Origin of the sequence: Escherichia sp. 94.0001 (assembly GCF_013369155.2) — a bacterium.
In the GTDB taxonomy this organism is placed as follows: domain Bacteria; phylum Pseudomonadota; class Gammaproteobacteria; order Enterobacterales; family Enterobacteriaceae; genus Escherichia; species Escherichia coli_F.
Genome location: NZ_JABWMS020000054.1, coordinates 1 through 22,656 on the forward strand (window position 1 = coordinate 1; position 22,656 = coordinate 22,656).

20 protein-coding genes are annotated in these 22,656 nt (G+C 50.3%); 7 read left to right on the forward strand and 13 right to left on the reverse strand.

Annotated elements, in window-relative coordinates:
* Positions 1-386: 386 nt before the first annotated feature.
* Entirely contained in the window at positions 387-824 is a 438-nt protein-coding gene (locus HEN33_RS18965; protein ID WP_176263546.1) for a hypothetical protein, read from the forward strand.
* A 41-nt stretch (positions 825-865) separates the two neighbouring features.
* On the opposite strand, the gene asnB is transcribed toward HEN33_RS18965, so the two are convergent.
* The 5 genes from asnB to nagB all read right to left on the reverse strand — a co-directional run bounded on the left by asnB (position 866) and on the right by nagB (position 6,825).
* Positions 866-2,530, reverse strand: coding sequence for an asparagine synthase B (gene asnB / locus HEN33_RS18970; RefSeq protein WP_000337081.1), 1,665 nt, complete (start codon positions 2,528-2,530; stop codon positions 866-868).
* 256 nt (positions 2,531-2,786) lie between these two features.
* Entirely contained in the window at positions 2,787-3,539 is a 753-nt protein-coding gene (gene nagD / locus HEN33_RS18975; protein ID WP_000153129.1) for a ribonucleotide monophosphatase NagD, read from the reverse strand.
* 47 nt (positions 3,540-3,586) lie between these two features.
* Positions 3,587-4,807, reverse strand: a complete 1,221-nt coding sequence (nagC, locus tag HEN33_RS18980) for a DNA-binding transcriptional regulator NagC (RefSeq protein WP_000187594.1) — start codon at positions 4,805-4,807, stop codon at positions 3,587-3,589.
* 8 nt (positions 4,808-4,815) lie between these two features.
* Positions 4,816-5,964, reverse strand: a complete 1,149-nt coding sequence (gene nagA, locus HEN33_RS18985; RefSeq protein WP_000271153.1) for an N-acetylglucosamine-6-phosphate deacetylase — start codon at positions 5,962-5,964, stop codon at positions 4,816-4,818.
* 60 nt (positions 5,965-6,024) lie between these two features.
* Positions 6,025-6,825 carry a glucosamine-6-phosphate deaminase gene (gene nagB / locus HEN33_RS18990; protein ID WP_001237072.1) on the reverse strand — a complete coding sequence of 267 codons (801 nt, stop codon included), beginning with the start codon at positions 6,823-6,825 and terminating at the stop codon, positions 6,025-6,027.
* Positions 6,826-7,157: 332 nt separating this feature from the next.
* On the opposite strand from nagB, the gene nagE reads away from it, so the two are divergent.
* From nagE to chiQ, 4 genes are all read left to right on the forward strand, one after another.
* Positions 7,158-9,104: a PTS N-acetyl glucosamine transporter subunit IIABC gene (gene nagE, locus HEN33_RS18995; protein WP_176263545.1), complete on the forward strand. Its 1,947-nt coding sequence runs from the start codon at positions 7,158-7,160 to the stop codon at positions 9,102-9,104.
* Between the two features lie 215 nt (positions 9,105-9,319).
* Positions 9,320-10,984 carry a glutamine--tRNA ligase gene (gene glnS / locus HEN33_RS19000; RefSeq protein WP_001287164.1) on the forward strand — a complete coding sequence of 555 codons (1,665 nt, stop codon included), beginning with the start codon at positions 9,320-9,322 and terminating at the stop codon, positions 10,982-10,984.
* 578 nt (positions 10,985-11,562) lie between these two features.
* A complete protein-coding gene (gene chiP, locus HEN33_RS19005; protein ID WP_176263544.1) occupies positions 11,563-12,969 on the forward strand; it encodes a chitoporin ChiP in 1,407 nt (468 codons plus the stop codon).
* Between the two features lie 49 nt (positions 12,970-13,018).
* On the forward strand, positions 13,019-13,345 hold the full coding sequence (gene chiQ, locus HEN33_RS19010; RefSeq protein WP_000733584.1) for a ChiQ/YbfN family lipoprotein: 327 nt from the start codon (positions 13,019-13,021) through the stop codon (positions 13,343-13,345).
* An 83-nt stretch (positions 13,346-13,428) separates the two neighbouring features.
* Here the strand turns inward: chiQ and fur are convergent, their stop codons facing one another.
* The 5 genes from fur to ybfF all read right to left on the reverse strand — a co-directional run bounded on the left by fur (position 13,429) and on the right by ybfF (position 16,031).
* Positions 13,429-13,875, reverse strand: a complete 447-nt coding sequence (fur, locus tag HEN33_RS19015; RefSeq protein WP_000131702.1) for a ferric iron uptake transcriptional regulator — start codon at positions 13,873-13,875, stop codon at positions 13,429-13,431.
* On the reverse strand, positions 13,868-13,954 hold the full coding sequence (gene uof, locus HEN33_RS19020) for a fur leader peptide (protein ID WP_001406816.1): 87 nt from the start codon (positions 13,952-13,954) through the stop codon (positions 13,868-13,870). Before uof ends, fur begins: the two co-directional genes overlap by 8 nt.
* A gap of 209 nt (positions 13,955-14,163) precedes the next feature.
* Positions 14,164-14,694, reverse strand: a complete 531-nt coding sequence (gene fldA, locus HEN33_RS19025; RefSeq protein WP_001018618.1) for a flavodoxin FldA — start codon at positions 14,692-14,694, stop codon at positions 14,164-14,166.
* Between the two features lie 151 nt (positions 14,695-14,845).
* Positions 14,846-15,127 (reverse strand): LexA regulated protein, encoded by a 282-nt coding sequence (gene ybfE / locus HEN33_RS19030; protein ID WP_176263543.1) that lies wholly within the window; start codon positions 15,125-15,127, stop codon positions 14,846-14,848.
* A gap of 139 nt (positions 15,128-15,266) precedes the next feature.
* A complete protein-coding gene (gene ybfF / locus HEN33_RS19035) occupies positions 15,267-16,031 on the reverse strand; it encodes an esterase (protein ID WP_105271851.1) in 765 nt (254 codons plus the stop codon).
* A gap of 184 nt (positions 16,032-16,215) precedes the next feature.
* On the opposite strand from ybfF, the gene seqA reads away from it, so the two are divergent.
* Together seqA and pgm are read left to right on the forward strand one after the other, a co-directional pair.
* Positions 16,216-16,761: a replication initiation negative regulator SeqA gene (seqA, locus tag HEN33_RS19040; RefSeq protein ID WP_000848387.1), complete on the forward strand. Its 546-nt coding sequence runs from the start codon at positions 16,216-16,218 to the stop codon at positions 16,759-16,761.
* 25 nt (positions 16,762-16,786) lie between these two features.
* Positions 16,787-18,427, forward strand: coding sequence for a phosphoglucomutase (alpha-D-glucose-1,6-bisphosphate-dependent) (gene pgm / locus HEN33_RS19045; protein WP_001297249.1), 1,641 nt, complete (start codon positions 16,787-16,789; stop codon positions 18,425-18,427).
* 223 nt (positions 18,428-18,650) lie between these two features.
* Here the strand turns inward: pgm and potE are convergent, their stop codons facing one another.
* From potE to HEN33_RS26425, 3 genes are all read right to left on the reverse strand, one after another.
* Entirely contained in the window at positions 18,651-19,970 is a 1,320-nt protein-coding gene (gene potE / locus HEN33_RS19050) for a putrescine-ornithine antiporter (protein WP_077516949.1), read from the reverse strand.
* The gene (gene speF / locus HEN33_RS19055) at positions 19,967-22,165 is read right to left on the reverse strand and encodes an ornithine decarboxylase SpeF (RefSeq protein ID WP_176263542.1); all 2,199 of its coding nucleotides are present in this window, start codon (positions 22,163-22,165) and stop codon (positions 19,967-19,969) included. Before speF ends, potE begins: the two co-directional genes overlap by 4 nt.
* A 257-nt stretch (positions 22,166-22,422) precedes the next feature.
* On the reverse strand, positions 22,423-22,527 hold the full coding sequence (locus tag HEN33_RS26425; RefSeq protein ID WP_211180488.1) for a leader peptide SpeFL: 105 nt from the start codon (positions 22,525-22,527) through the stop codon (positions 22,423-22,425).
* Between the last annotated feature and the right edge of the window lie 129 nt (positions 22,528-22,656).

Genomic DNA, 22,656 nt, shown 5'->3' on the forward strand with positions numbered 1-22,656 from the left:
CCTGTGACCCCATCATTATGAGTGATGTGCTCTAACCAACTGAGCTACGTAGCCATCTTTTTTTTCGCGATACCTTATCGGCGTTGCGGGGCGCATTATGCGTATAGAGCCTTGCAGCGTCAACCTCTTTTTCAAGGAAAATTGCTCTAAAGTGACTGTTTGGTTAGGTTGCGAACAGCGTGGCGCTATATTCGTCAATTATTGTTTACTTTGTGTTTTTTCCCCACCCTACAGCCATTCTTTTGTCATACAGGATGAAATTCGGAATTCAACAATAGTGGTAGGAAATTAATCTATGAAATACTGGCCCGTTGCAACAGGACAGGGCAGGGATCGCTACGCCTGCATCTCTGCTACCACTTCAGGCGATTTATTGAGGGAATACTATGCTGCGTTTTATGACGGCGCTGATGGGTGCGTTATTACTTATGCAATCTGCGTTTGCCGATACGGTCAAACCGGAAATCGGTAAATATGTTTTTGGCTATCGTGGGCAGGAAGGCGCAGTGGTGTGGATGATGCGGATAGGGCCGAAAGCCTCTAATGAAGCCCTCATTCAGGTATCGCATGTTGATAATGACATCGATGGCCAGATTTTTCGCTGTAAAGTGAAAGCATTACAGGAAGGTGAAAAATCCTATATCGCCGTAATTAAGGGCAAATCTTTTGAGTTATTACGCCTGAAAGAGGGGAATGGCAGCCTGCATATTCCGGATGAGCAGGCGACCTGGTCGGTGGCCTACAGTGATGAGTTGTCAAACAGTGATGTGGCAAACCCGGAACATTTCCTTACCGCGTATCAGAATCAACAAGCACATCAATAACTGAAACTGCCCCAGATTTCTCCGGGGCAGTACCACATTTCTTACTTATAGGCCGACTGGTGAACGCCAACCGCACGACCAGACGGATCGTCCATTTTCTTGAACGCCTCATCCCATTCAATCGCTTTAGCGGAAGAACACGCGACGGACGGGCCGCCCGGTACACACTCAGCGGCGCTCGGTAGCGGGAACAGTTCTTCAAAGATCTCCCGATACAGATACGCTTCTTTTGAGGTCGGCGTGTTGTACGGGAAGCGGAAACGGGCAGTTTCGAGTTGTTGATCAGAAACCTGCTGCGCAGCCACTTCTTTCAGAGTGTCTATCCAACTGTAACCGACGCCATCGGAAAACTGCTCTTTCTGCCGCCAGGCCACACTTGCAGGCAGGTACGACTCAAAACATTCACGCAGGATGTGTTTTTCCATCTTGCCGTTACCGCACATTTTATCCTGGGGGTTAATACGCATTGCCACGTCGAGGAATTTCTTGTCGAGGAACGGAACGCGCGCTTCCACGCCCCAGGCGGACATCGCTTTGTTGGCGCGCGCGCAGTCATACATATGCAGGGCCAGCAGTTTGCGCACCGTCTCTTCATGCAGTTCTTTGGCATTCGGTGCTTTGTGGAAGTAAAGATAACCGCCGAACACTTCATCAGAACCTTCACCGGACAGCACCATTTTAATGCCCATCGCCTTGATCTTACGCGACATTAAATACATCGGTGTTGAAGCGCGAATAGTGGTCACATCATAGGTTTCAATGTGGTAAATCACGTCGCGGATGGCGTCCAGACCTTCCTGTACAGTGAAGTGAATTTCATGATGCACAGTGCCCAGATGGTTTGCCACTTCCTGGGCTGCCTTCAGATCCGGTGAACCCGGCAGACCTACAGCAAAGGAGTGCAGCTGCGGCCACCAGGCTTCAGAGCGTTCCTGATCTTCCACGCGACGGGCGGCGTATTTCTTGGTGATCGCGGAAATAATTGAGGAATCCAGACCACCAGAAAGCAACACACCGTAAGGCACATCAGACATCAGATGGCTTTTAACGGAATCTTCCAGTGCCTGACGCAGCTCGTTTTTGTCGGTCACGTTATCTTTCACCGCATCGTAGTCGAACCAGTCGCGGTGATAATAAGAACGGATTTCGCCGTCCTGACTCCACAAATAGCTCCCCGCCGGGAACTCTTTAATCGTGCGGCATACCGGCACCAGGGCTTTCATTTCTGAGGCCACATACAGCTGACCATGTTCGTCATAGCCCATATACAGTGGGATGATCCCCAGATGGTCGCGACCAATCAGATACGCATCTTTTTCGCTGTCGTACAGGGCAAAAGCGAACATGCCCTGCAAATCGTCGAGAAATTCCGGCCCTTTTTCCTGATACAGCGCGAGGATTACTTCACAGTCAGACCCAGTCTGGAACTGGTAACGATCGCCATATTCAGCGCGCAATGCCTGGTGGTTGTAGATTTCACCGTTTACTGCCAGCACATGAGTTTTTTGTTGGTTGTAGAGAGGTTGCGCCCCCGCGTTAACGTCAACAATGGACAGACGTTCGTGGGCGAGAATGGCGTTATCGCTGGCATAAATACCGGACCAGTCCGGGCCACGATGACGCATCAGGCGTGACAGCTCGAGTGCTTTCTTACGCAGCTCAACTGCGTCTGTTTTGATATCGAATACGCCAAAAATTGAACACATAACCTTCTCCGTTAACCTGGTATTTGTTGCTTGTTGTGTTTGCTTGTTTAAAAAAATGCCGCAAAGCAGCACTGTGCGCAAGCGATTTGGCAGGGGGGGAATAAAAAACGTAATGGTGATTGCTGATTGATGAAAAAGAGGAGGGTTTGGGGGTGTATTTATTGATGAATCGATATTTTTTGGCGGGTTTTATTGAATGGGCGAATTTTAATGATGGGTAAAAATAAGAAACCACGCCCTGAGGCGTGGTTGCTATTCAGATAACGTCGATTTCAGCGACTGACGGGTAAATCCAGCTTGGGCGGAACGGCATACTGTCGATATCGTCGAGCGATGAAACACCAGAAAGCACCAGAATCGTCTCCAGACCGGCCTGGAAGCCCGCCAGAATGTCGGTGCGCAAGTTATCGCCGACAATCACCGTTTCTTCCGAATGCGCCTGCATTTTGTTTAATGCTGCGCGGATGATCCACGGACTCGGCTTACCAACATAGAACGGTTTACGTCCGGAGATTTTTTCGATCCCCGCGCATAGCGCGCCACAGGCCGGATAAAAACCGCGCCCGTGGGTGTCCGGGTTGGTGGCGATAAAGCGTGCACCGTTAGCGACGAAATAGGCTGCTTTATGCATCATGTCCCAGTTATAGGAACGCGTTTCGCCAACAATCACAAAATCAGGGTTCACATCGGTAATAGTGAAACCGGCTTTGTACAGTTCATGAATCAGTGCGCCTTCGCCCACCACATACGCTTTCTTGCCTTCCTGGCGACGCAGGAAATCGGCGGTCGCCATCGCGGAGGTATAAAACACGCTGTCCGGCACATCGACACCCGCAGTGGCAAAGCGGTTCGCCAGATCTTGCCCGGTCTGCGAAGGATAGTTGGTCAGCAACACCAGCGGCAGGCCTTTATCCATAATCCCGTGCAAAAATTCCGCTGCACCCGGTACGGCGACGTTATCGTGCATCAGCACGCCGTCGATATCGCAAATTACATTTTTAATGGTCATGGACTACCCAGAATATTGACAACAATAAGCGCCACTATAAAAGCACATTAATTTTCCAGCAAATGCTGGAGCAAAATACCGTTGAGCATGGCGCGTTTTACCAGCGCAAAAGCGCCGATTGCCGAGCGGTGATCCAGCTCAGAACGTACCACCGGCAGATTAGTACGAAACGCCTTCAGCGCCTGGGTATTAATGCAGCTTTCAATAGCAGGGAGCAGCACTTTATCGGCTTCGGTGATTTCACCGGCAATAACAATTTTTTGCGGATTAAATAAGTTGATAGCAATGGCGATGGTTTTGCCCAGATGACGACCGACATACTCAATCACTTCCGACGCCAGGCTATCGCCTTTGTTCGCGGCTTTGCAGATAGTTTTGATGGTGCAGTCGTCCAGTGGCACACGGCTCTGGTAGCCCTGCTTTAACAGATTCAACACCCGTTGTTCAATGGCAGCGTTGGCGGCGATAGTTTCCAGGCAGCCAAAGTTGCCGCAGTGGCAGCGTTCACCCAGCGGTTCGACCTGAATATGGCCAATTTCACCGACGTTGCCGTTGCGGCCAATAAAAATGCGCCCATTAGAGATAATCCCGGCCCCGGTCCCGCGATGGACACGCACCAGAATGGAATCTTCGCAATCCTGACTTGCACCGAAGTAGTGCTCTGCCAGTGCCAGACTACGGATATCGTGACCGACGAAACAGGTCACTTTAAAACGCTCTTCCAGTGCTTCTACCAGTCCCCAGTTTTCCACCTGAATATGCGGCATGTAATGAATTTTGCCGCTGTCCGGGTCAACAAGCCCTGGCAGGATCACGGAAATGGCGATCAGCTCGCGCAGTTTGCGCTGGTAGCTATCAATAAACTGAGCAATGGCATTCAGCAGGGCATGTTCCAGCGTCTGCTGCGTGCGTTCAGGCAACGGGTAATGTTCTTCTGCCAACACTTTGCTGCTGAGATCAAACAGGGTGATGGTGGCATCGTGACGACCAAGCCGTACGCCGATTGCGTGGAAATTGCGGGTTTCGGTGACGATAGAGATAGCGCGGCGGCCCCCGGTGGAGGCCTGCTGATCAACTTCTTTAATCAGCCCGCGTTCGATAAGCTGACGCGTAATTTTTGTTACGCTGGCGGGGGCAAGCTGGCTTTGCTCGGCAATCTGAATCCGCGAGATTGGCCCGTACTGGTCAATCAGGCGATAAACCGCCGCGCTGTTAAGCTGTTTTACGAGATCAACATTACCTATCTGAGCTTGTCCGCCTGGTGTCATACTTTCTCTTATTGAGTTACGACCTCGTTACCGTTAACGATGGTCTTGGTGATTTTAAAATCAGGTGTGAATGCAGTCAGGTTGGCTACTTTACCTGCGGCGAGTGTACCGAGACGTTTCTCAACGCCAATCGCACGCGCCGGATAGAGCGTCGCCATACGCAGCACTTCATCCAGTGCGATACCACAATGTTCGACCAGATTACGCACGCCTTCAATCATGGTTAAGGATGAACCGCTTAACGTACCGTTCTCATCCACACAAAGTCCGTTACGGTAGTATATTGTTTTACCCGCAAAAATGAACTGTTCAATGTTGGCACCTGCTGGTGCGGTGGCGTCGGTAACCAGGCACAGTTTGTCGCCTTTCAGACGTTTAGCGTTGCGAATGTTGGCGTAATCAACATGCAGGCCATCAGCGATAATACCGCAATAAATGTCAGCTTCGTCGAGAATCGCGCCCGCCAGGCCCGGTTCACGACCGGTAATATACGGCATCGCGTTGTACAGATGAGTGGCAAAGGTAATCCCCGCGCGGAAACCGGCTTTTGCTTCTTTCAACGTCGCGTTGGAGTGACCGGCAGAAACCACAATCCCGGCATTTGCCAGTTTACTGATCACTTCCGCAGGAACCATTTCCGGTGCCAGCGTCACTTTGGTAATGACGTCGGCGTTCTCACACAGGAAATCGACCAGCGCGGCATCAGGCTTACGCACAAAATTCGGATTATGGGTGCCTTTTTTTACCAGATTCAGCCACGGACCTTCCAGATGCAGACCTAACGCCTGATTCGGATGTTTTGCCAGGTACTCGCGCATAACGCGCACGCCCTGTTTCATCAGCTCGTCGCTGGTGGTGATAAGCGTCGGCAAATAGTTAGTACAGCCTGATTTCTCATTGGCTTTCTGCATGATTTCCAGCGTTTCTACGCTGACCGCTTCAGCAGTATCGTTAAACTGCACGCCGCCGCAGCCGTTTAACTGCACATCGATAAAACCGGGGGAGAGAATGGCCCCGTTCAGTGAACGTTGTTCGATCTCTGGCGGCAGTTCCGCTACCGGACAGACGCTTTTAATCAGGCCATCAGCGATAACAACCGCGTGGTCATCAAGAAATTCGTGGCCGGTAAAGATTCGGCCCTGGGTTAATGCATACATTCTGACCCCCGATTTAAAAAAAATATTGCCCTGAGCAAGGTGTCAGGGCAGGGATAACAATTACAGACCTTTGATATTTTCTGCTTCTAATTCATTGAAATATCTTAAAGTCTTAACTTTCAACTCCATGGTGGAAGGTTCATCGCACACCATGATCGCTTTTGGATGCAGTTGCAGACAGCTGATGGTCCACATGTGGTTCACGCAACCTTCAACTGCAGCCTGCAGTGCCAGTGCTTTCTGGCTACCCAGCACCAGAATCATCACTTCTTCGGCATCCAGCAATGTACCAACACCGACAGTCAGGGCATATTTTGGCACTTGATTGACATCGTTATCAAAGAAACGAGAGTTCGCGACGCGAGTGTCATGAGTCAGGGTTTTGATACGAGTACGAGAAGCCAGAGAAGACGCTGGTTCGTTAAATGCAATATGACCGTCGTTACCTACACCGCCCATAAACAGATGGATTTTTCCGTAAGAACGGATTTTTTCTTCATACTGGCGGCACTCGGCGTCGATATCCGGGGCGTTGCCGTTGAGAAGATTGATGTTTTCTGCTGGAATATCAACGTGATCGAAGAAGTTACGGTGCATAAAGCTGTAGTAGCTTTCCGGATGCTCTTTCGGCAGACCGACATATTCGTCCATGTTGAAGGTGACAACGTGCTTAAAGCTGACCTGGCCTGCTTTATGCATTTCGACTAACGCTTTATAGGTGGTCATCGGCGTGCCGCCAGTCGGCAGGCCCAGAACAAACGGACGATCAGCAGTCGGTTTGAACGCATTGATACGATTGACGATATGGCGAGCAGCCCATTTGCCGACCTGTTCAGCGGTAGTCAGGGGGATCAGTCTCATTATTCACCTCAATAAGTAAAATGTAAGCCGTTGGCGGATTAGGCATCTTTAAGCGTAACCTGGATTTGCGCAGACAGGCGTCAATCCGACCTGATTTTTTGAATGATAAAATAAGTTTTCTGGTTTAGCCAGTAAAAGGGAGTGATGATAACGATATTTGGTGACAAAACTCACAAAAGACACGCGTTTAATTTGCGATACGAATTAAATTTTCACACACTCTGTAGCAGATGATCTAACAATCTGATTACAGAACATCGGCAGTACAATTTGCAGCAAAATAAAAATACGGCTTTAAACGAGCCAAATAGGGTTCTCGTAGGGGGAATAAGATGAATATTTTAGGTTTTTTCCAGCGACTCGGTAGGGCGTTACAGCTCCCTATCGCGGTGCTGCCGGTGGCGGCGCTGTTGCTGCGATTCGGTCAGCCAGATTTACTTAACGTTGCGTTTATTGCCCAGGCGGGCGGTGCGATTTTTGATAACCTTGCATTAATCTTCGCCATCGGTGTGGCATCCAGCTGGTCGAAAGACAGCGCAGGTGCGGCGGCGCTGGCGGGTGCGGTCGGTTACTTTGTGTTAACCAAAGCGATGGTGACCATCAACCCAGAAATTAACATGGGTGTACTGGCGGGTATCATTACCGGTCTGGTCGGTGGTGCTGCCTATAACCGTTGGTCCGATATTAAACTGCCGGACTTCCTGAGCTTCTTCGGCGGCAAACGTTTTGTGCCGATCGCCACCGGCTTCTTCTGCCTGGTGCTGGCGGCCATTTTTGGTTACGTCTGGCCACCGGTACAGCACGCTATCCATGCAGGCGGCGAATGGATCGTTTCTGCGGGCGCGCTGGGTTCCGGTATCTTTGGTTTCATCAACCGTCTGCTGATCCCAACCGGTCTGCATCAGGTGCTGAACACCATCGCCTGGTTCCAGATTGGTGAATTCACCAACGCGGCGGGTACGGTTTTCCACGGCGACATTAACCGCTTCTATGCCGGTGACGGCACCGCGGGGATGTTCATGTCCGGCTTCTTCCCGATTATGATGTTCGGTCTGCCGGGCGCGGCGCTGGCGATGTACTTCGCAGCACCGAAAGAGCGTCGTCCGATGGTTGGCGGTATGCTGCTTTCTGTTGCTGTTACTGCGTTCCTGACCGGTGTGACTGAGCCGCTGGAATTCCTGTTCATGTTCCTTGCACCGCTGCTGTACCTCCTGCACGCACTGCTGACGGGTATCAGCCTGTTTGTGGCAACGCTGCTGGGTATCCATGCTGGCTTCTCCTTCTCTGCGGGGGCTATCGACTACGCGTTGATGTATAACCTGCCGGCCGCCAGCCAGAACGTCTGGATGCTGCTGGTGATGGGGGTTGTGTTCTTCGCTATCTACTTCGTGGTGTTCAGTGTGGTTATCCGCATGTTCAATCTGAAAACGCCGGGTCGCGAAGATAAAGAAGACGAGATCGTTACTGAAGAAGCCAACAGCAACACTGAAGAAGGTCTCAATCAACTGGCGACCAACTATATTGCTGCGGTTGGCGGCACTGACAACCTGAAAGCCATTGACGCCTGTATTACTCGTCTGCGCCTGACGGTGGCTGACTCAGCTCGCGTCAACGATGCGATGTGTAAACGCCTTGGTGCTTCTGGGGTGGTAAAACTGAACAAACAAACCATTCAGGTGATTGTCGGCGCGAAAGCGGAATCCATCGGCGATGCGATGAAGAAAGTCGTTGCCCGTGGTCCGGTAGCAGCAGCGTCAGCTGAAGCAACTCCAGCAACTGCCGCGCCTGTAGCAAAACCGCAGGCTGTACCAAACGCGGTGTCTGTCGCGGAGCTGGTATCGCCGATTACCGGTGATGTTGTGGTGCTGGATCAGGTTCCTGACGAAGCATTTGCCAGCAAAGCGGTGGGTGACGGTGTGGCGGTGAAACCGACAGATAAAATCGTCGTATCGCCAGCCGCAGGGACAATCGTGAAAATCTTCAACACCAATCACGCGTTCTGCCTGGAAACCGAAAAAGGCGCTGAGATTGTCGTCCATATGGGTATCGACACCGTAGCGCTGGAAGGCAAAGGCTTTAAACGTCTGGTGGAAGAGGGGGCGCAAGTAAGCGCAGGGCAACCGATTCTGGAAATGGACCTGGATTACCTGAACGCAAACGCCCGCTCAATGATTAGCCCGGTGGTTTGCAGCAATATCGACGATTTCAGCGGCCTTATCATTAAAGCTCAGGGCCATGTTGTGGCGGGTCAAACGCCGTTGTATGAAATTAAAAAGTAATCTGCTTCATGCCTGATGCGACGCTTAAGCGTCGCATCCAACAATGACGCAGGACTGGCAAAAGCGGTGGAGATCTTCTCTGCCGCTTTTTTTTTCATCATTCATCCCCATAATCGCAGTGAGTTTTTCGATTTTCTCTAACTAACAGTTGTCAGCCTGTCCCGCTTATAAGATCATACGCCGTTATACGTTGTTTACGCTTTGAGGAATCCGCGATGAGTGAGGCAGAAGCCCGCCCGACTAACTTTATTCGTCAGATCATCGATGAAGATCTGGCCAGTGGTAAGCACACCACAGTACACACCCGTTTCCCGCCGGAGCCGAATGGCTATCTGCATATTGGCCATGCGAAATCTATCTGCCTGAACTTCGGGATCGCCCAGGACTATAAAGGCCAGTGCAACCTGCGTTTCGACGACACTAACCCGGTAAAAGAAGATATCGAGTATGTTGAGTCGATCAAAAACGACGTTGAGTGGTTAGGTTTTCACTGGTCTGGTAACGTCCGTTACTCCTCCGATTATTTTGATCAGCTCCACGCCTATGCGATCGAACTGATCAATAAAGGCCTGGCGTATGTTGATGAACTGACACCGGAACAGATCCGCGAATACCGTGGCACCCTGACACAGCCGGGTAAAAACAGCCCGTACCGCGACCGCAGCGTTGAAGAGAACCTGGCGCTGTTCGAAAAAATGCGTACCGGTGGTTTTGAAGAAGGTAAAGCCTGCCTGCGTGCGAAAATCGACATGGCGTCGCCATTTATCGTAATGCGCGATCCGGTGCTGTACCGCATTAAATTTGCTGAACACCACCAGACTGGCAACAAGTGGTGCATCTACCCGATGTACGACTTCACCCATTGCATCAGCGATGCGCTGGAAGGTATTACGCACTCTCTGTGTACGCTGGAATTCCAGGACAACCGTCGCCTGTACGACTGGGTGCTGGACAACATCACCATTCCTGTTCACCCGCGCCAGTACGAATTCTCGCGCCTGAATCTGGAATATACTGTGATGTCCAAGCGTAAGCTGAACCTGCTGGTGACCGACAAGCACGTTGAAGGCTGGGATGATCCGCGTATGCCGACCATTTCCGGTCTGCGTCGTCGTGGTTACACTGCGGCTTCTATTCGTGAGTTCTGCAAACGCATTGGCGTGACCAAGCAGGACAACACCATTGAGATGGCGTCGCTGGAATCCTGCATTCGTGAAGATCTCAACGAAAACGCCCCGCGCGCAATGGCGGTTATCGATCCGGTGAAACTGGTTATCGAAAACTATCAGGGCGAAGGCGAAATGGTCACTATGCCGAACCATCCGAACAAACCGGAAATGGGCAGCCGTCAGGTGCCATTCAGCGGTGAGATTTGGATCGATCGCGCCGATTTCCGCGAAGAAGCTAACAAGCAGTACAAACGTCTGGTGCTGGGTAAAGAAGTGCGTCTGCGTAATGCTTACGTTATTAAGGCAGAACGCGTGGAGAAAGATGCCGAAGGCAATATCACCACTATCTTCTGTACTTATGATGCTGACACCTTAAGCAAAGATCCGGCAGATGGTCGTAAAGTGAAAGGCGTTATTCACTGGGTGAGCGCGGCACATGCGCTGCCGGTTGAAATCCGCCTGTACGATCGTCTGTTCAGCGTGCCGAACCCAGGTGCTGCGGATGATTTCCTGTCGGTGATTAACCCGGAATCGCTGGTGATCAAACAGGGCTTTGCTGAACCGTCGCTGAAAGACGCGGTAGCGGGCAAAGCATTCCAGTTTGAGCGTGAAGGTTATTTCTGCCTCGACAGCCGCCATTCTACGGCGGAAAAACCGGTATTTAACCGCACCGTTGGGCTGCGTGATACCTGGGCGAAAGTAGGCGAGTAATTTTAAGTTCTACCAGGCCGGGTGAGGCGTTTACGCCGCATCCGGCAAGAAACATAGAAACAGTTTCAAACGCTAAATTGCCTGATGCGCTACGCTTATCAGGCCTACATGATCTCTGCCATATATTGAATTTGCGTGCTTTTGTAGGCCGGATAAGGCGTTCACGCCGCATCCGGCAAGAAATATGCAAACAATCCGAAACGCCGCGCTCTGCGGCGTTTTTTTTGCTTTTCTTCGCGAATTAATTCCGCTTCGCAATTTATCCATAAAAAAAATTTAAAATCACAAACCATAATTAAATAAAATGTAACCGTTTTCATCTTGCTGGAAATTCACGCTTTTATTCTTCTGCAAGCCTTTCAACTGCAAACTTAAGCCTTGTAACAAAAATCATCAAAATATGTGCGGTTGCTCATGTTCTTACATTCTGGTTACAGAAAGAGATTGATAATTCGCGTCGCGAAAAATAGTCTGTTCCTGTAGTCAGCGAGACTTTTCTCAACGCTACTTTTTTAATTTTTATTTTTTTCGCTGTTCACCTTTGGTGCAGCAATTTATACGTCAAAGAGGATTAACCCATGCGTACGTTTAGTGGCAAACGTAGTACGCTGGCGCTGGCTATCGCCGGTGTTACAGCAATGTCGGGCTTTATGGCAATGCCGGAGGCTCGCGCCGAAGGATTCATCGAAGATTCAACCTTAACCGGCGGTATCTATTACTGGCAGCGTGAACGCGACCGTAAAGATGTTACCGACGGCGACAAATACAAAACCAACCTTTCTCACTCCACCTGGAACGCCAACCTCGATTTTCAGTCTGGTTATGCTGCTGATATGTTCGGCCTTGATATTGCTGCGTTTACGGCGATTGAAATGGCGGAAAACGGTGACAGCTCTCACCCGAACGAAATCGCGTTTTCAAAAAGCAATAAAGCCTATGACGAAGACTGGTCCGGCGACAAAAGCGGTATAAGCCTGTATAAAGCAGCGGCCAAATTTAAATACGGTCCGGTGTGGGCGCGGGCAGGTTATATTCAGCCAACCGGTCAGACGCTGTTAGCGCCGCACTGGAGCTTTATGCCGGGTACTTATCAGGGGGCGGAAGCAGGGGCGAATTTTGATTACGGCGATGCTGGTGCGTTGAGTTTCTCTTACATGTGGACCAACGAATATAAAGCGCCGTGGCATCTGGAAATGGATGAGTTTTATCAGAACGATAAAACCACCAAAGTTGATTATCTACACTCCCTTGGGGCGAAGTACGACTTCAAAAATAACTTCGTACTGGAAGCGGCGTTTGGTCAGGCGGAAGGGTATATCGATCAATATTTTGCCAAAGCCAGCTACAAATTTGATATCGCCGGTAGCCCGTTAACCACCAGCTACCAGTTCTACGGTACGCGCGATAAAGTTGACGATCGCAGCGTCAACGACCTTTACGACGGCACTGCCTGGCTGCAAGCGTTGACCTTTGGTTACCGGGCGGCTGACGTAGTGGATTTGCGTCTGGAAGGCACCTGGGTTAAAGCCGACGGTCAGCAGGGATACTTCCTGCAACGTATGACTCCAACCTACGCTTCCTCGAACGGTCGCCTGGATATCTGGTGGGATAACCGTTCTGACTTCAACGCCAACGGCGAAAAAGCGGTCTTCTTCGGTGCGATGTATGACCTGAAAAACTGGAATCTTCCAGGCTTCGCCATCGGCGCTTCCTACGTTTACGCATGGGATGCTAAACCCGCTACCTGGCAGAGCAATCCGGATGCGTACTACGACAAGAACCGGACTATTGAAGAGTCTGCATACAGCCTGGATGCGGTCTACACCATTCAGGACGGTCGCGCCAAAGGCACGATGTTCAAACTGCACTTTACCGAATACGACAACCACTCCGACATCCCAAGCTGGGGCGGTGGTTACGGCAACATCTTCCAGGATGAGCGTGACGTGAAATTTATGGTAATCGCACCATTCACCATCTTCTGATGCCCGACGCGGCAGGTTTTGTGCCTGCCGCACGTTTGAGGAATTTGCAATGAAAAAACTGATTCTCATCGCCATGATGGCATCGGGGCTGGTGGCTTGTGCACAATCCACCGCGCCACAGGAAGACAGCCATCTGAAAGAAGCTTACAGCGCCTGTATCAACACCGCGCAAGGTTCGCCGGAAAAAATTGAAGCCTGTCAGAGCGTGTTAAACGTGCTGAAGAAAGAGAAACAACATCAGCAATTTGCCGAGCAGGAAAGTGTCCGTGTGCTGGATTATCAGCAGTGCATTCAGGCAACGCAAACCGGTAATGACCAGGCGGTGAAAACCGATTGTGATAAGGTCTGGCAGGAAATTCGCAGCAATAACAAATAAGTGAGAGCTGTAACTCTCGCTTTTCTTATGTCCCTTGTATAAAAAAGCCAACCCGCAGGTTGGCTTTTCTCGTTCAGACTGGCTTATTTGCCTTCGTGCGCGTGCTCATCTTCGCGGCAATCGCCTTCGGCACAGTGACCGTAAAGATAGAGACTATGGTTAGTCAGGCGAATGCCATGTTTTGCGGCGATTTCACGCTGACGCGCTTCGATGGAATCATCACTAAATTCGATAACCTTACCGCAGTCGAGGCAGATCAGGTGATCGTGGTGATGTTGCTGTGTCAGTTCAAATACGGATTTACCGCCTTCAAAATTGTGGCGGGTGACGATACCAGCATCGTCAAACTGGTTCAGTACGCGATAAACCGTAGCCAGACCAATTTCTTCACCCATATCGATCAGACGTTTGTATAAATCTTCCGCACTGACGTGATGGTTGTCCGGCTCCTGAAGAACTTCCAGGATTTTCAAGCGAGGAAGCGTTACTTTCAGGCCAGCTTTCTTTAGGGCGGTATTGTTATCAGTCATGCGGAATCTGTCCTGTTACTAAGCGGTTCACTTCATTAGAAGAAGTGACAGAATTTGCTCTTGAGATAATGCGTATCATTATAGAATTGCCACGCCTAAATGAAAACCACAAGTCCCTGGCAAATATTGTTAATAAAAACGTGGCTCAGCTTACATTTACAACGGCAAGGCCACTTGAACACCGGAACATTGTACAGGTACCACGGCAAAAGTTACAAATTTGTAGCAATTATTTTGATTGGCATTATCTATTAATACGGCGTAGACATGAGTCTACGCCGTATTACATCAGGCATTGAGAATTTCGTCGAGATGCAGCTCTTCAGAAATCTGTTTAACCCATTTTTCTACACGTTCAGCGGTCAGTTCCGGCTGACGATCTTCGTCGATAGCCAGTCCGACAAAGTGGTCGTCATCTGCCAGACCTTTTGATGCTTCGAAGTGGTAGCCCGCAGTTGGCCAGTGACCAACGATAGTTGCGCCGCGCGGTTCAATGATGTCGCGGATGGTGCCCAATGCGTCACAGAAGTATTCAGCGTAATCTTCCTGGTCACCACAACCAAATAGCGCAACCAGTTTACCATTGAAATCAATCTCTTCGAGAGTCGGGAAGAAGTCATCCCAGTCACACTGCGCTTCGCCGTAATACCAGGTTGGGATGCCCAGCAGCAGAATGTCATATGCTTCCAGATCTTCTTTGCTGCTTTTTGCAATGTCATGGACATCGGCAACGTCTTTACCAAGCTGTTTTTGAATCATTTTTGCGATATTTTCGGTATTACCGGTGTCGCTGCCGAAAAAGATGCCAGTGATAGCCATGAGTGAAATAACCTCTTGAAACTTATTGAAATGGGGGTGGAAAATTGCCCACGGATAAAGGCAATCATAGCAGAACAGGCAGTCTTGCGGAATCAGCAAACGAGCAGGACTGCACACTGTGCTACATGAAAGTGGAAAATTAAACGATGCCCTAGCTACGCAGCGCCGCCAGTTGCTGCATTAACATCTCTTCGATCAGTTCGCTACGGCTCATATTGCGCGATTCCGCCAGCTCGTTCAGCGCCTCGACAGCTTCCGCGTTCAGCTTCAGTTCGACACGCTTAAGGCCACGTACTTTGTCGCGTTTTAGCTGGTTGCGTTTATTAATACGCAGCTGTTCATCGCGCGAAAGCGGATTAGTTTTCGGTCGTCCCGGTCGACGCTCGTGCGCGAACAGATCTAATGTCGTACGGTCCGTTTGTTCTTTGGCCATGATCTTGGTGACTTCGGGGGAAACAATCAGCCAGGCGCCTGCCCGGATGGATAGCGCGCCATAATACATCAGCGCGATGAGTCACGCCAACGCCCACGCGCGGAAAGCGACGCGGACGCTGGGTTTTTAATCAGTTACGTTAATCATTGAGATAGCGACGGATAGCGCGTAATACAGCATCCGGTTTTTCAGCATGGACCCAGTGACCCGCGCCAGCAATCACATGCGCTCGTGCCTGTGGAAATTGTGTCAGTAAATCATCACGATACTGCTCGCTAACATACGGAGAATTGCCGCCTGGGATAAACAGGGCAGGGTGATCCCATGCCGGGATTTTCTCCCAACCCACAATATGCGGATACTGATCCCACAATACCGGCACGTTAAAGCGCCACTCCCCGTCAACAAAAGATTTCAACAGAAACTGAATCACCCCTTCTTCATTAAGATGCTGGCGCATTACTGCCGCTGCTTGCTGGCGAGTTTGCGCGTCGGATTCACTGACTGCGTTGATAGCCGCGAAAATCTCATCATGACGGCGTACGTGATAGTCGACCGGCGCGATATCAATCGCCACCAGTTTATCGATGCGATCGGGGGCCAGTGCAGTCAGTGCCATCACCGCTTTGCCGCCCATTGAGTGTCCAATAAATGTCGCTTTATCGATCTGCAGTGCATCCAGGGTATCAACAAGATCCTGCGCCATCGCCGGGTAATTCATCACCGGATCTCTCGGGGAAAGACCGTGGTTACGCATATCAACCTGGATGATATTGTGATCGTTTACCAGATCGCGAGCCAGTACGCCAAGGTTGTCGAGGCTGCCAAACAGACCATGGACAAGAACGATGGGAGAATTATTGTGCTGGTTTTGTGCAGTTTGCGCGCGGATATTCAATTTCATGGCAAAGTTCTTTTTTTCGCGTTGTCGGGTTAGGGTATTATGTTGACCATTGTGCCACAGGGCTGCAACAAATAAGGTTTAATCCGAGTTTTTCTGCAAGCCAGGCTTGACGCTATCCGCTGCCGGGATTTATTCATATACTCCTGGCGACTTGTATTCAGCTAAGACACTGCACTGGATTAAGATGAAAACGATTGAAGTTGATGATGAACTCTACAGCTATATTGCCAGCCACACTAAGCATATCGGCGAGAGCGCATCCGACATTTTACGGCGTATGTTGAAATTTTCCGCCGCATCACAGCCTGCTGCTCCGGTGACGAAAGAGGTTCGCGTTGCGTCACCTGCTATCGTCGAAGCGAAGCCGGTCAAAACGATTAAAGACAAGGTTCGCGCAATGCGTGAACTTTTGCTTTCAGACGAATACGCAGAGCAAAAGCGAGCGGTCAATCGCTTCATGCTGCTGTTGTCTACACTATATTCTCTTGACGCCCAGGCGTTTGCCGAGGCCACGGAATCGTTGCACGGTCGTACACGCGTTTACTTTGCGGCAGATGAACAAACGCTGCTGAAAAATGGTAATCAGACCAAGCCGAAACATGTGCCAGGCACGCCATATTGGGTGATCACCAACACCAACACCGGCCGTAAATGCAGCATGATCGAACACATCATGCAGTCGATGCAATTCCCGGCGGAATTGATTGAGAAGGTTTGCGGAACTATCTAAAACGTTGCAGACAAAGGACAAAGCAATGGCAATCCACAATCGTGCAGGCCAACCTGCACAACAGAGTGATTTGATTAACGTCGCCCAACTGACGGCGCAATATTATGTACTGAAACCTGAAGCAGGGAATGCGGAGCACGCGGTGAAATTCGGTACTTCCGGTCACCGTGGCAGTGCAGCGCGCCACAGCTTTAACGAGCCGCATATTCTGGCGATCGCTCAGGCAATTGCTGAAGAACGTGCGAAAAACGGCATCACTGGCCCTTGCTATGTGGGTAAAGATACTCACGCCCTGTCCGAGCCTGCGTTCATTTCCGTACTGGAAGTGCTGGCAGCGAACGGTGTTGATGTCATTGTGCAGGAAAACAATGGCTTCACTCCGACGCCTGCCGTTTCCAATGCCATTCTGGTTCACAATAAAAAAGGTGGTCCGCTGGCAGACGGTATCGTGATTACACCGTCCCATAACCCGCCGGAAGATGGGGGTATCAAATACAACCCGCCAAATGGTGGCCCGGCTGATACCAACGTCACTAAAGTGGTGGAAGACAGGGCCAACGCACTGCTGGCCGATGGCCTGAAAGGCGTGAAGCGTATCTCTCTTGACGAAGCGATGGCATCCGGTCATGTGAAAGAGCAGGATCTGGTGCAGCCGTTTGTGGAAGGTCTGGCCGATATCGTTGATATGGCGGCGATTCAGAAAGCGGGCCTGACGCTGGGCGTTGATCCGCTGGGCGGTTCCGGTATCGAATACTGGAAGCGTATTGGCGAGTATTACAACCTTAACCTGACCATCGTTAACGATCAGGTCGATCAAACCTTCCGCTTTATGCACCTCGATAAAGACGGCGCGATCCGTATGGACTGTTCCTCCGAGTGTGCAATGGCGGGCCTGCTGGCACTGCGTGATAAGTTCGATCTGGCATTTGCTAACGACCCGGATTATGACCGTCACGGTATCGTCACTCCGGCAGGTTTGATGAATCCGAACCACTACCTGGCGGTGGCGATCAACTACCTGTTCCAGCATCGTCCGCAGTGGGGCAAAGATGTTGCTGTCGGTAAAACGCTGGTTTCATCTGCGATGATCGACCGTGTGGTCAATGATTTGGGCCGTAAGCTGGTAGAAGTCCCGGTAGGCTTCAAATGGTTTGTTGATGGTCTGTTCGACGGCAGCTTCGGCTTTGGCGGCGAAGAGAGCGCAGGGGCTTCCTTCCTGCGTTTCGACGGCACGCCGTGGTCCACCGATAAAGACGGTATCATTATGTGTCTGCTGGCGGCAGAAATCACCGCGGTCACCGGTAAGAACCCGCAGGAACACTACAACGAACTGGCAAAACGGTTTGGTGCGCCGAGCTATAACCGTTTGCAGGCAGCTGCGACTTCCGCGCAAAAAGCGGCGCTGTCTAAGCTGTCTCCGGAAATGGTGAGCGCCAGCACCCTGGCTGGTGACCCGATCACCGCGCGCCTGACGGCGGCACCGGGCAACGGTGCTTCTATTGGCGGTCTGAAAGTGATGACTGACAACGGCTGGTTCGCCGCGCGTCCGTCAGGCACGGAAGACGCATACAAAATCTACTGCGAAAGCTTCCTCGGTGAAGAACATCGCAAGCAGATCGAGAAAGAAGCGGTTGAGATTGTTAGCGAAGTTCTGAAAAACGCGTAAACACATTAAATAAGAAAAAGGGCGGTCGGAAGATCGCCCTTTTTACTTATGATAGCCTGATACGCTACGTTCATCAGGCCTACGAGGATGGTGCAATATATTGAGTTTGCACTATTTTGTAGGACGGATAAGGCGTTCACGCCGCATCCGGCATGAACAACGAGCACTTTGTTAATAATCTGAAAGGGCGATCATTCAATCGCCCTTTTTTATTTCGCTTTTTTTAACCGTGTTTGTTTTTCAGTTCAAAGCGTGGTGATACCAGACCATACAGTGTCCAACCAAGGAAAGTCACGATGGAACCGTACAGCATGGCTTCTTCCCCGGATGAGTACAGCGCATAGAAACTGTACATCGCACCAACAAAGGCCACAAAGTTTGCTACTTTCGCTTTTGATGGTGGCACATTGGCGACCTGCTGAATAATGACTAACGCCGCCATCGACAGAATATACGGGATGATATTGGTCACAACGGCCAGGTTAACCAGCACGTTGAACTGACTGTTCAGCGACGGGCTAATGGTCATCAATGATAATCCGCTCTGGATGATGACAATGGTCAGCATTCCCTGTACTGGTGCATCGACTTTGCTCACACGGGAGAAAATTTTAGGGAAGTAGCCTTCATCAGATGAAGATTTAAACACCTGGGCAATGGTGAACTGCCAGCCAAGCAGTGAACCGCAGCAGGACATCACCATCAGCGCCATAATGACTTTACCCACTTCTGGTGTGAACATCTGTGCGAAGGCCAGGCCAAATGGTGCCGTTGAATTTGCCAGCTCCATATTGGGCACAATCCCGGCAATCACGTTGGTGGAGACGATATAAATCACTGCCGCACCTAACGTACCGCCAAGGACTGCTATTGGCACGTTACGTTCCGGGTTTTCCACTACTTCGGCGTTGGCACAGGCAGACTCCAGACCGAGGAAAGCCCACAACGTCATGGCGATGGAGGAACCTACAGCGCTAAAGAACGGTACATGATGAGGGTTCCATGAGTTAGCGTACAGCGTCGGGCTAAACCAGAACCAGCCGATAATGCACAGACCGACCACCGGAATGATTACCCCCCACACAGTAATGCTACTGATTTGTCCAGTAATGCGCGCACCACCAAAGTTAGCCACGGTACAAATCCACAGCACTCCGATGGTTGCCAGACCAATCTGCACTGGCGACAAACTCGCGCCAAGCAGTTCGGTGCCGTAACCAACTGCCGAAATAGCAATCGCCACGTTAGCAATCAGCAGCGAGACGCCGTAGGTATAGTTCGCCATAAAGTTACCGGATTTACCGAAAGCATACTCCGCATAACCGCCCATACCACCTGATTTACGGCTGAACATACCGCATTTTGCGAATGCCCATGCCAGTGCCATTGAGCCTACGGCTGTCACCAGCCAGGAGATAATTGAGATTGTCCCAACTTCGGCAAGCTTTGTCGGCAGCATGATGATACCGGAGCCCATCATGTTGACCATCGTCAGTATGGTTAACTGAACGACGCCCATTTTGTTCGATTTAGCCTGACTCATAATTTTTCCCCTTTTAACAGGGTGCTTTGCGCATCACGAGGCTTGATGACATAGCACCAAACTTGCTTACGACCATCATGTTCTTCGATATAGACACCCTGCAGCTCCGGTGCAAAACCTGGCAGCAGGTTGATCCCTTCTTCCAGAGCGCTGAAGTAACGCAGAACAGCACCACCCCAGATTTCACCCGGAACAACACACAGCACACCCGGAGGATAAGGAAGCGCACCTTCGGCAGCGATACGGCCTTCTGCATCCGGCAGACGAACCAGCTCCACTTCACCGCGTAAATAGGCGTAGTTGGCTTCTTGTGGATTCATGCTGACGCGTGGGAAGTGCTCCTTACGGAACATCTCTTTTTGCAGTTGTTTCACGTTGTGACGGGCATACAAATCATGCATTTCCTGGCACAACTGACGCAGGGTATAACCTGCGTAGCGCTCTTCATGCTGTTTGTAGATGGAAGGCAGTACTTCTGCTAATGGCGCGTCGGACTCAAGCAGTTTTTCGAAGCGTATCAGCAGGGCAACAAGTTGCTGAAGTTTGGCCATATCTTCTGCCGGAGTCAGCAGGAAGAGGATGGAGTTAAGATCGCATTTTTCCGGTACTACGCCATTTTCGCGCAGGAAGTTAGCAAGAATCGTCGCGGGTACACCGAACGCCTCGTATTCGCCGTTACGTGCATCAATACCTGGGGTTGTCAGCAACAGTTTGCACGGATCGACAAAGTATTGATTCTCTGCGTAGCCTTCAAAAGAGTGCCAGTGCTCACCGGGTACAAATTTAAAGAAGCGCAGATCAACCGCTATTTGCGCTGTTTCATATGACTGCCAGGGCTTACCATCCACCAGTTCAGGAACGAACGGACGAATGTGCTGACAGTTATCGAGGATCAATTTGCGGGCATCAATACCATTCGCCACACAATCCATCCACATATTACGACCGCTGACACCTTCATGCATTTTGGCGTTGATATCCAGTGCGGCAAACAGCGGATAGAACGGGCTGGTGGAGGCGTGCATCATAAAGGCGTTGTTCATGCGTTTGTGCGGGACATAACGCTGTTGCCCTTTGACATGGCTGTCTTTTTTATGAATTTGTGAAGTCTGAGAAAAACCAGCCTGTTGTTTATGCACGGATTGCGTAACCAGAATGCCAGGATCGTTCTCATTAAGATCCAGCAGCAGCGGCGAACAGTCCGCCATCATCGGAATAAACTGTTCATAGCCGACCCATGCGGAATCAAACAGGATGTAGTCACACAGATGACCCATTTTATCCACCACCTGGCGGGCGTTATAAATAGTACCGTCGTAGGTGCCTAACTGAATCACAGCGAGGCGGAACGGACGCGCTTCTTTTGCCCGTTGCGGTGCGACTTCTGTAATCAGTTCACGCAGGTAATTTTCTTCGAAGCAGTGCGCATCAATACCACCGATAAAACCATACGGGTTACGTGCCGTTTCCAGATAAACCGGTGTTGCACCAGCCTGTAGCAACGCTCCGTGGTGGTTAGATTTATGGTTATTGCGGTCAAACAGCACCAGATCACCCGGTGTTAGCAGGGCGTTTAAAACCACTTTGTTAGAAGATGAAGTGCCATTTAAAACGAAGTATGTTTTATCGGCATTAAACACTTTTGCCGCATGTTGCTGTGCAATGCATGGCGCGCCTTCGTGAATCAGCAGATCACCCATCGCTACGTCTGCGTTGCACAAGTCGGCACGGAACAGCGCCTCACCAAAATATTCCACAAACTGATTCCCCGCCGGATGACGACGGAAAAACTCGCCACCCTGATGACCGGGGCAATCAAACGCGCTGTTACCCTGATTGACATAATCGACCAGTGCGCGGAAGAAGGGCGGGCGCAGTTGAGTTTCATAATGGCTGGCTGCGGTTTCTAACTGACGACCATAAAATTCTCGTCGTGATTCGCAATTCTCAAATACACCCGAAATACGGGGCAAATACTCTGCGGGTACACGTTCTTGATTTTCAGTAGCAATAAATACCGGGATGCCATAACCCGTGGCATCGATTTCATCGAGTTTTCCTCGTGCAACATCGTTGATCGATAAAACTATTGCCGCCACATCGATATTACTGTTTTCATTAATATAGATACATTCTCGCTGCGTGGTAAAACAGTCCGGGCAAGAATCACTAACCGCAATTTTTAATTTTGACATTTTTCATCTCTTTAGTTTAGGTAATAGCAGGTCCTCAATTTCTCGAATGAGAAATCGATCGTGCCGGAAAAAAAGCAAAGTTACCCCGCTGATAAATAAATCAGTAGATTGCTTTTTTTAGAATGCAGAAACCCTTACCAGTCCGGTGGCTGATAATATAAGGGTTAACAGAGAATGAGCACTGCGGAATACAGGCGTATGCCTGTAATACAGAGAGTCAGGAAGACCTGTACGCTGAAGTGCCCTTAGTCGACAGACTAACGGGCATTGAAGAAGTGAAAGTCGAAGCTATTACGATGAGCAAACTTCATAATATGGGTTGTCCGCCTTATATGGGGCATAGTGCGGCTGTTGTTTTCCATTTAATTTACCTTTCCTGATGTGAATGAAGGTGAAGGTATTCTATCCAGAAAATACGGTTGAACTGTGAAGGTGATCAATAAAAAATGATCAACCTTAATTTATTTAATGATGAGTTTTTCACTCAGTAA

Bases quoted from the DNA above. Each gene is read 5' to 3' on its own strand.
- HEN33_RS18965 (WP_176263546.1), top strand. From the start codon at position 387: ATGCTGCGTTTTATGACGGCGCTGATGGGTGCGTTATTACTTATGCAA.
- asnB (WP_000337081.1), bottom strand. From the start codon at position 2,530: ATGTGTTCAATTTTTGGCGTATTCGATATCAAAACAGACGCAGTTGAG.
- nagD (WP_000153129.1), bottom strand. From the start codon at position 3,539: ATGACCATTAAAAATGTAATTTGCGATATCGACGGCGTGCTGATGCAC.
- nagC (WP_000187594.1), bottom strand. From the start codon at position 4,807: ATGACACCAGGCGGACAAGCTCAGATAGGTAATGTTGATCTCGTAAAA.
- nagA (WP_000271153.1), bottom strand. From the start codon at position 5,964: ATGTATGCATTAACCCAGGGCCGAATCTTTACCGGCCACGAATTTCTT.
- nagB (WP_001237072.1), bottom strand. From the start codon at position 6,825: ATGAGACTGATCCCCCTGACTACCGCTGAACAGGTCGGCAAATGGGCT.
- nagE (WP_176263545.1), top strand. From the start codon at position 7,158: ATGAATATTTTAGGTTTTTTCCAGCGACTCGGTAGGGCGTTACAGCTC.
- glnS (WP_001287164.1), top strand. From the start codon at position 9,320: ATGAGTGAGGCAGAAGCCCGCCCGACTAACTTTATTCGTCAGATCATC.
- chiP (WP_176263544.1), top strand. From the start codon at position 11,563: ATGCGTACGTTTAGTGGCAAACGTAGTACGCTGGCGCTGGCTATCGCC.
- chiQ (WP_000733584.1), top strand. From the start codon at position 13,019: ATGAAAAAACTGATTCTCATCGCCATGATGGCATCGGGGCTGGTGGCT.
- fur (WP_000131702.1), bottom strand. From the start codon at position 13,875: ATGACTGATAACAATACCGCCCTAAAGAAAGCTGGCCTGAAAGTAACG.
- uof (WP_001406816.1), bottom strand. From the start codon at position 13,954: ATGATACGCATTATCTCAAGAGCAAATTCTGTCACTTCTTCTAATGAA.
- fldA (WP_001018618.1), bottom strand. From the start codon at position 14,694: ATGGCTATCACTGGCATCTTTTTCGGCAGCGACACCGGTAATACCGAA.
- ybfE (WP_176263543.1), bottom strand. From the start codon at position 15,127: ATGGCCAAAGAACAAACGGACCGTACGACATTAGATCTGTTCGCGCAC.
- ybfF (WP_105271851.1), bottom strand. From the start codon at position 16,031: ATGAAATTGAATATCCGCGCGCAAACTGCACAAAACCAGCACAATAAT.
- seqA (WP_000848387.1), top strand. From the start codon at position 16,216: ATGAAAACGATTGAAGTTGATGATGAACTCTACAGCTATATTGCCAGC.
- pgm (WP_001297249.1), top strand. From the start codon at position 16,787: ATGGCAATCCACAATCGTGCAGGCCAACCTGCACAACAGAGTGATTTG.
- potE (WP_077516949.1), bottom strand. From the start codon at position 19,970: ATGAGTCAGGCTAAATCGAACAAAATGGGCGTCGTTCAGTTAACCATA.
- speF (WP_176263542.1), bottom strand. From the start codon at position 22,165: ATGTCAAAATTAAAAATTGCGGTTAGTGATTCTTGCCCGGACTGTTTT.
- HEN33_RS26425 (WP_211180488.1), bottom strand. From the start codon at position 22,527: ATGGAAAACAACAGCCGCACTATGCCCCATATAAGGCGGACAACCCAT.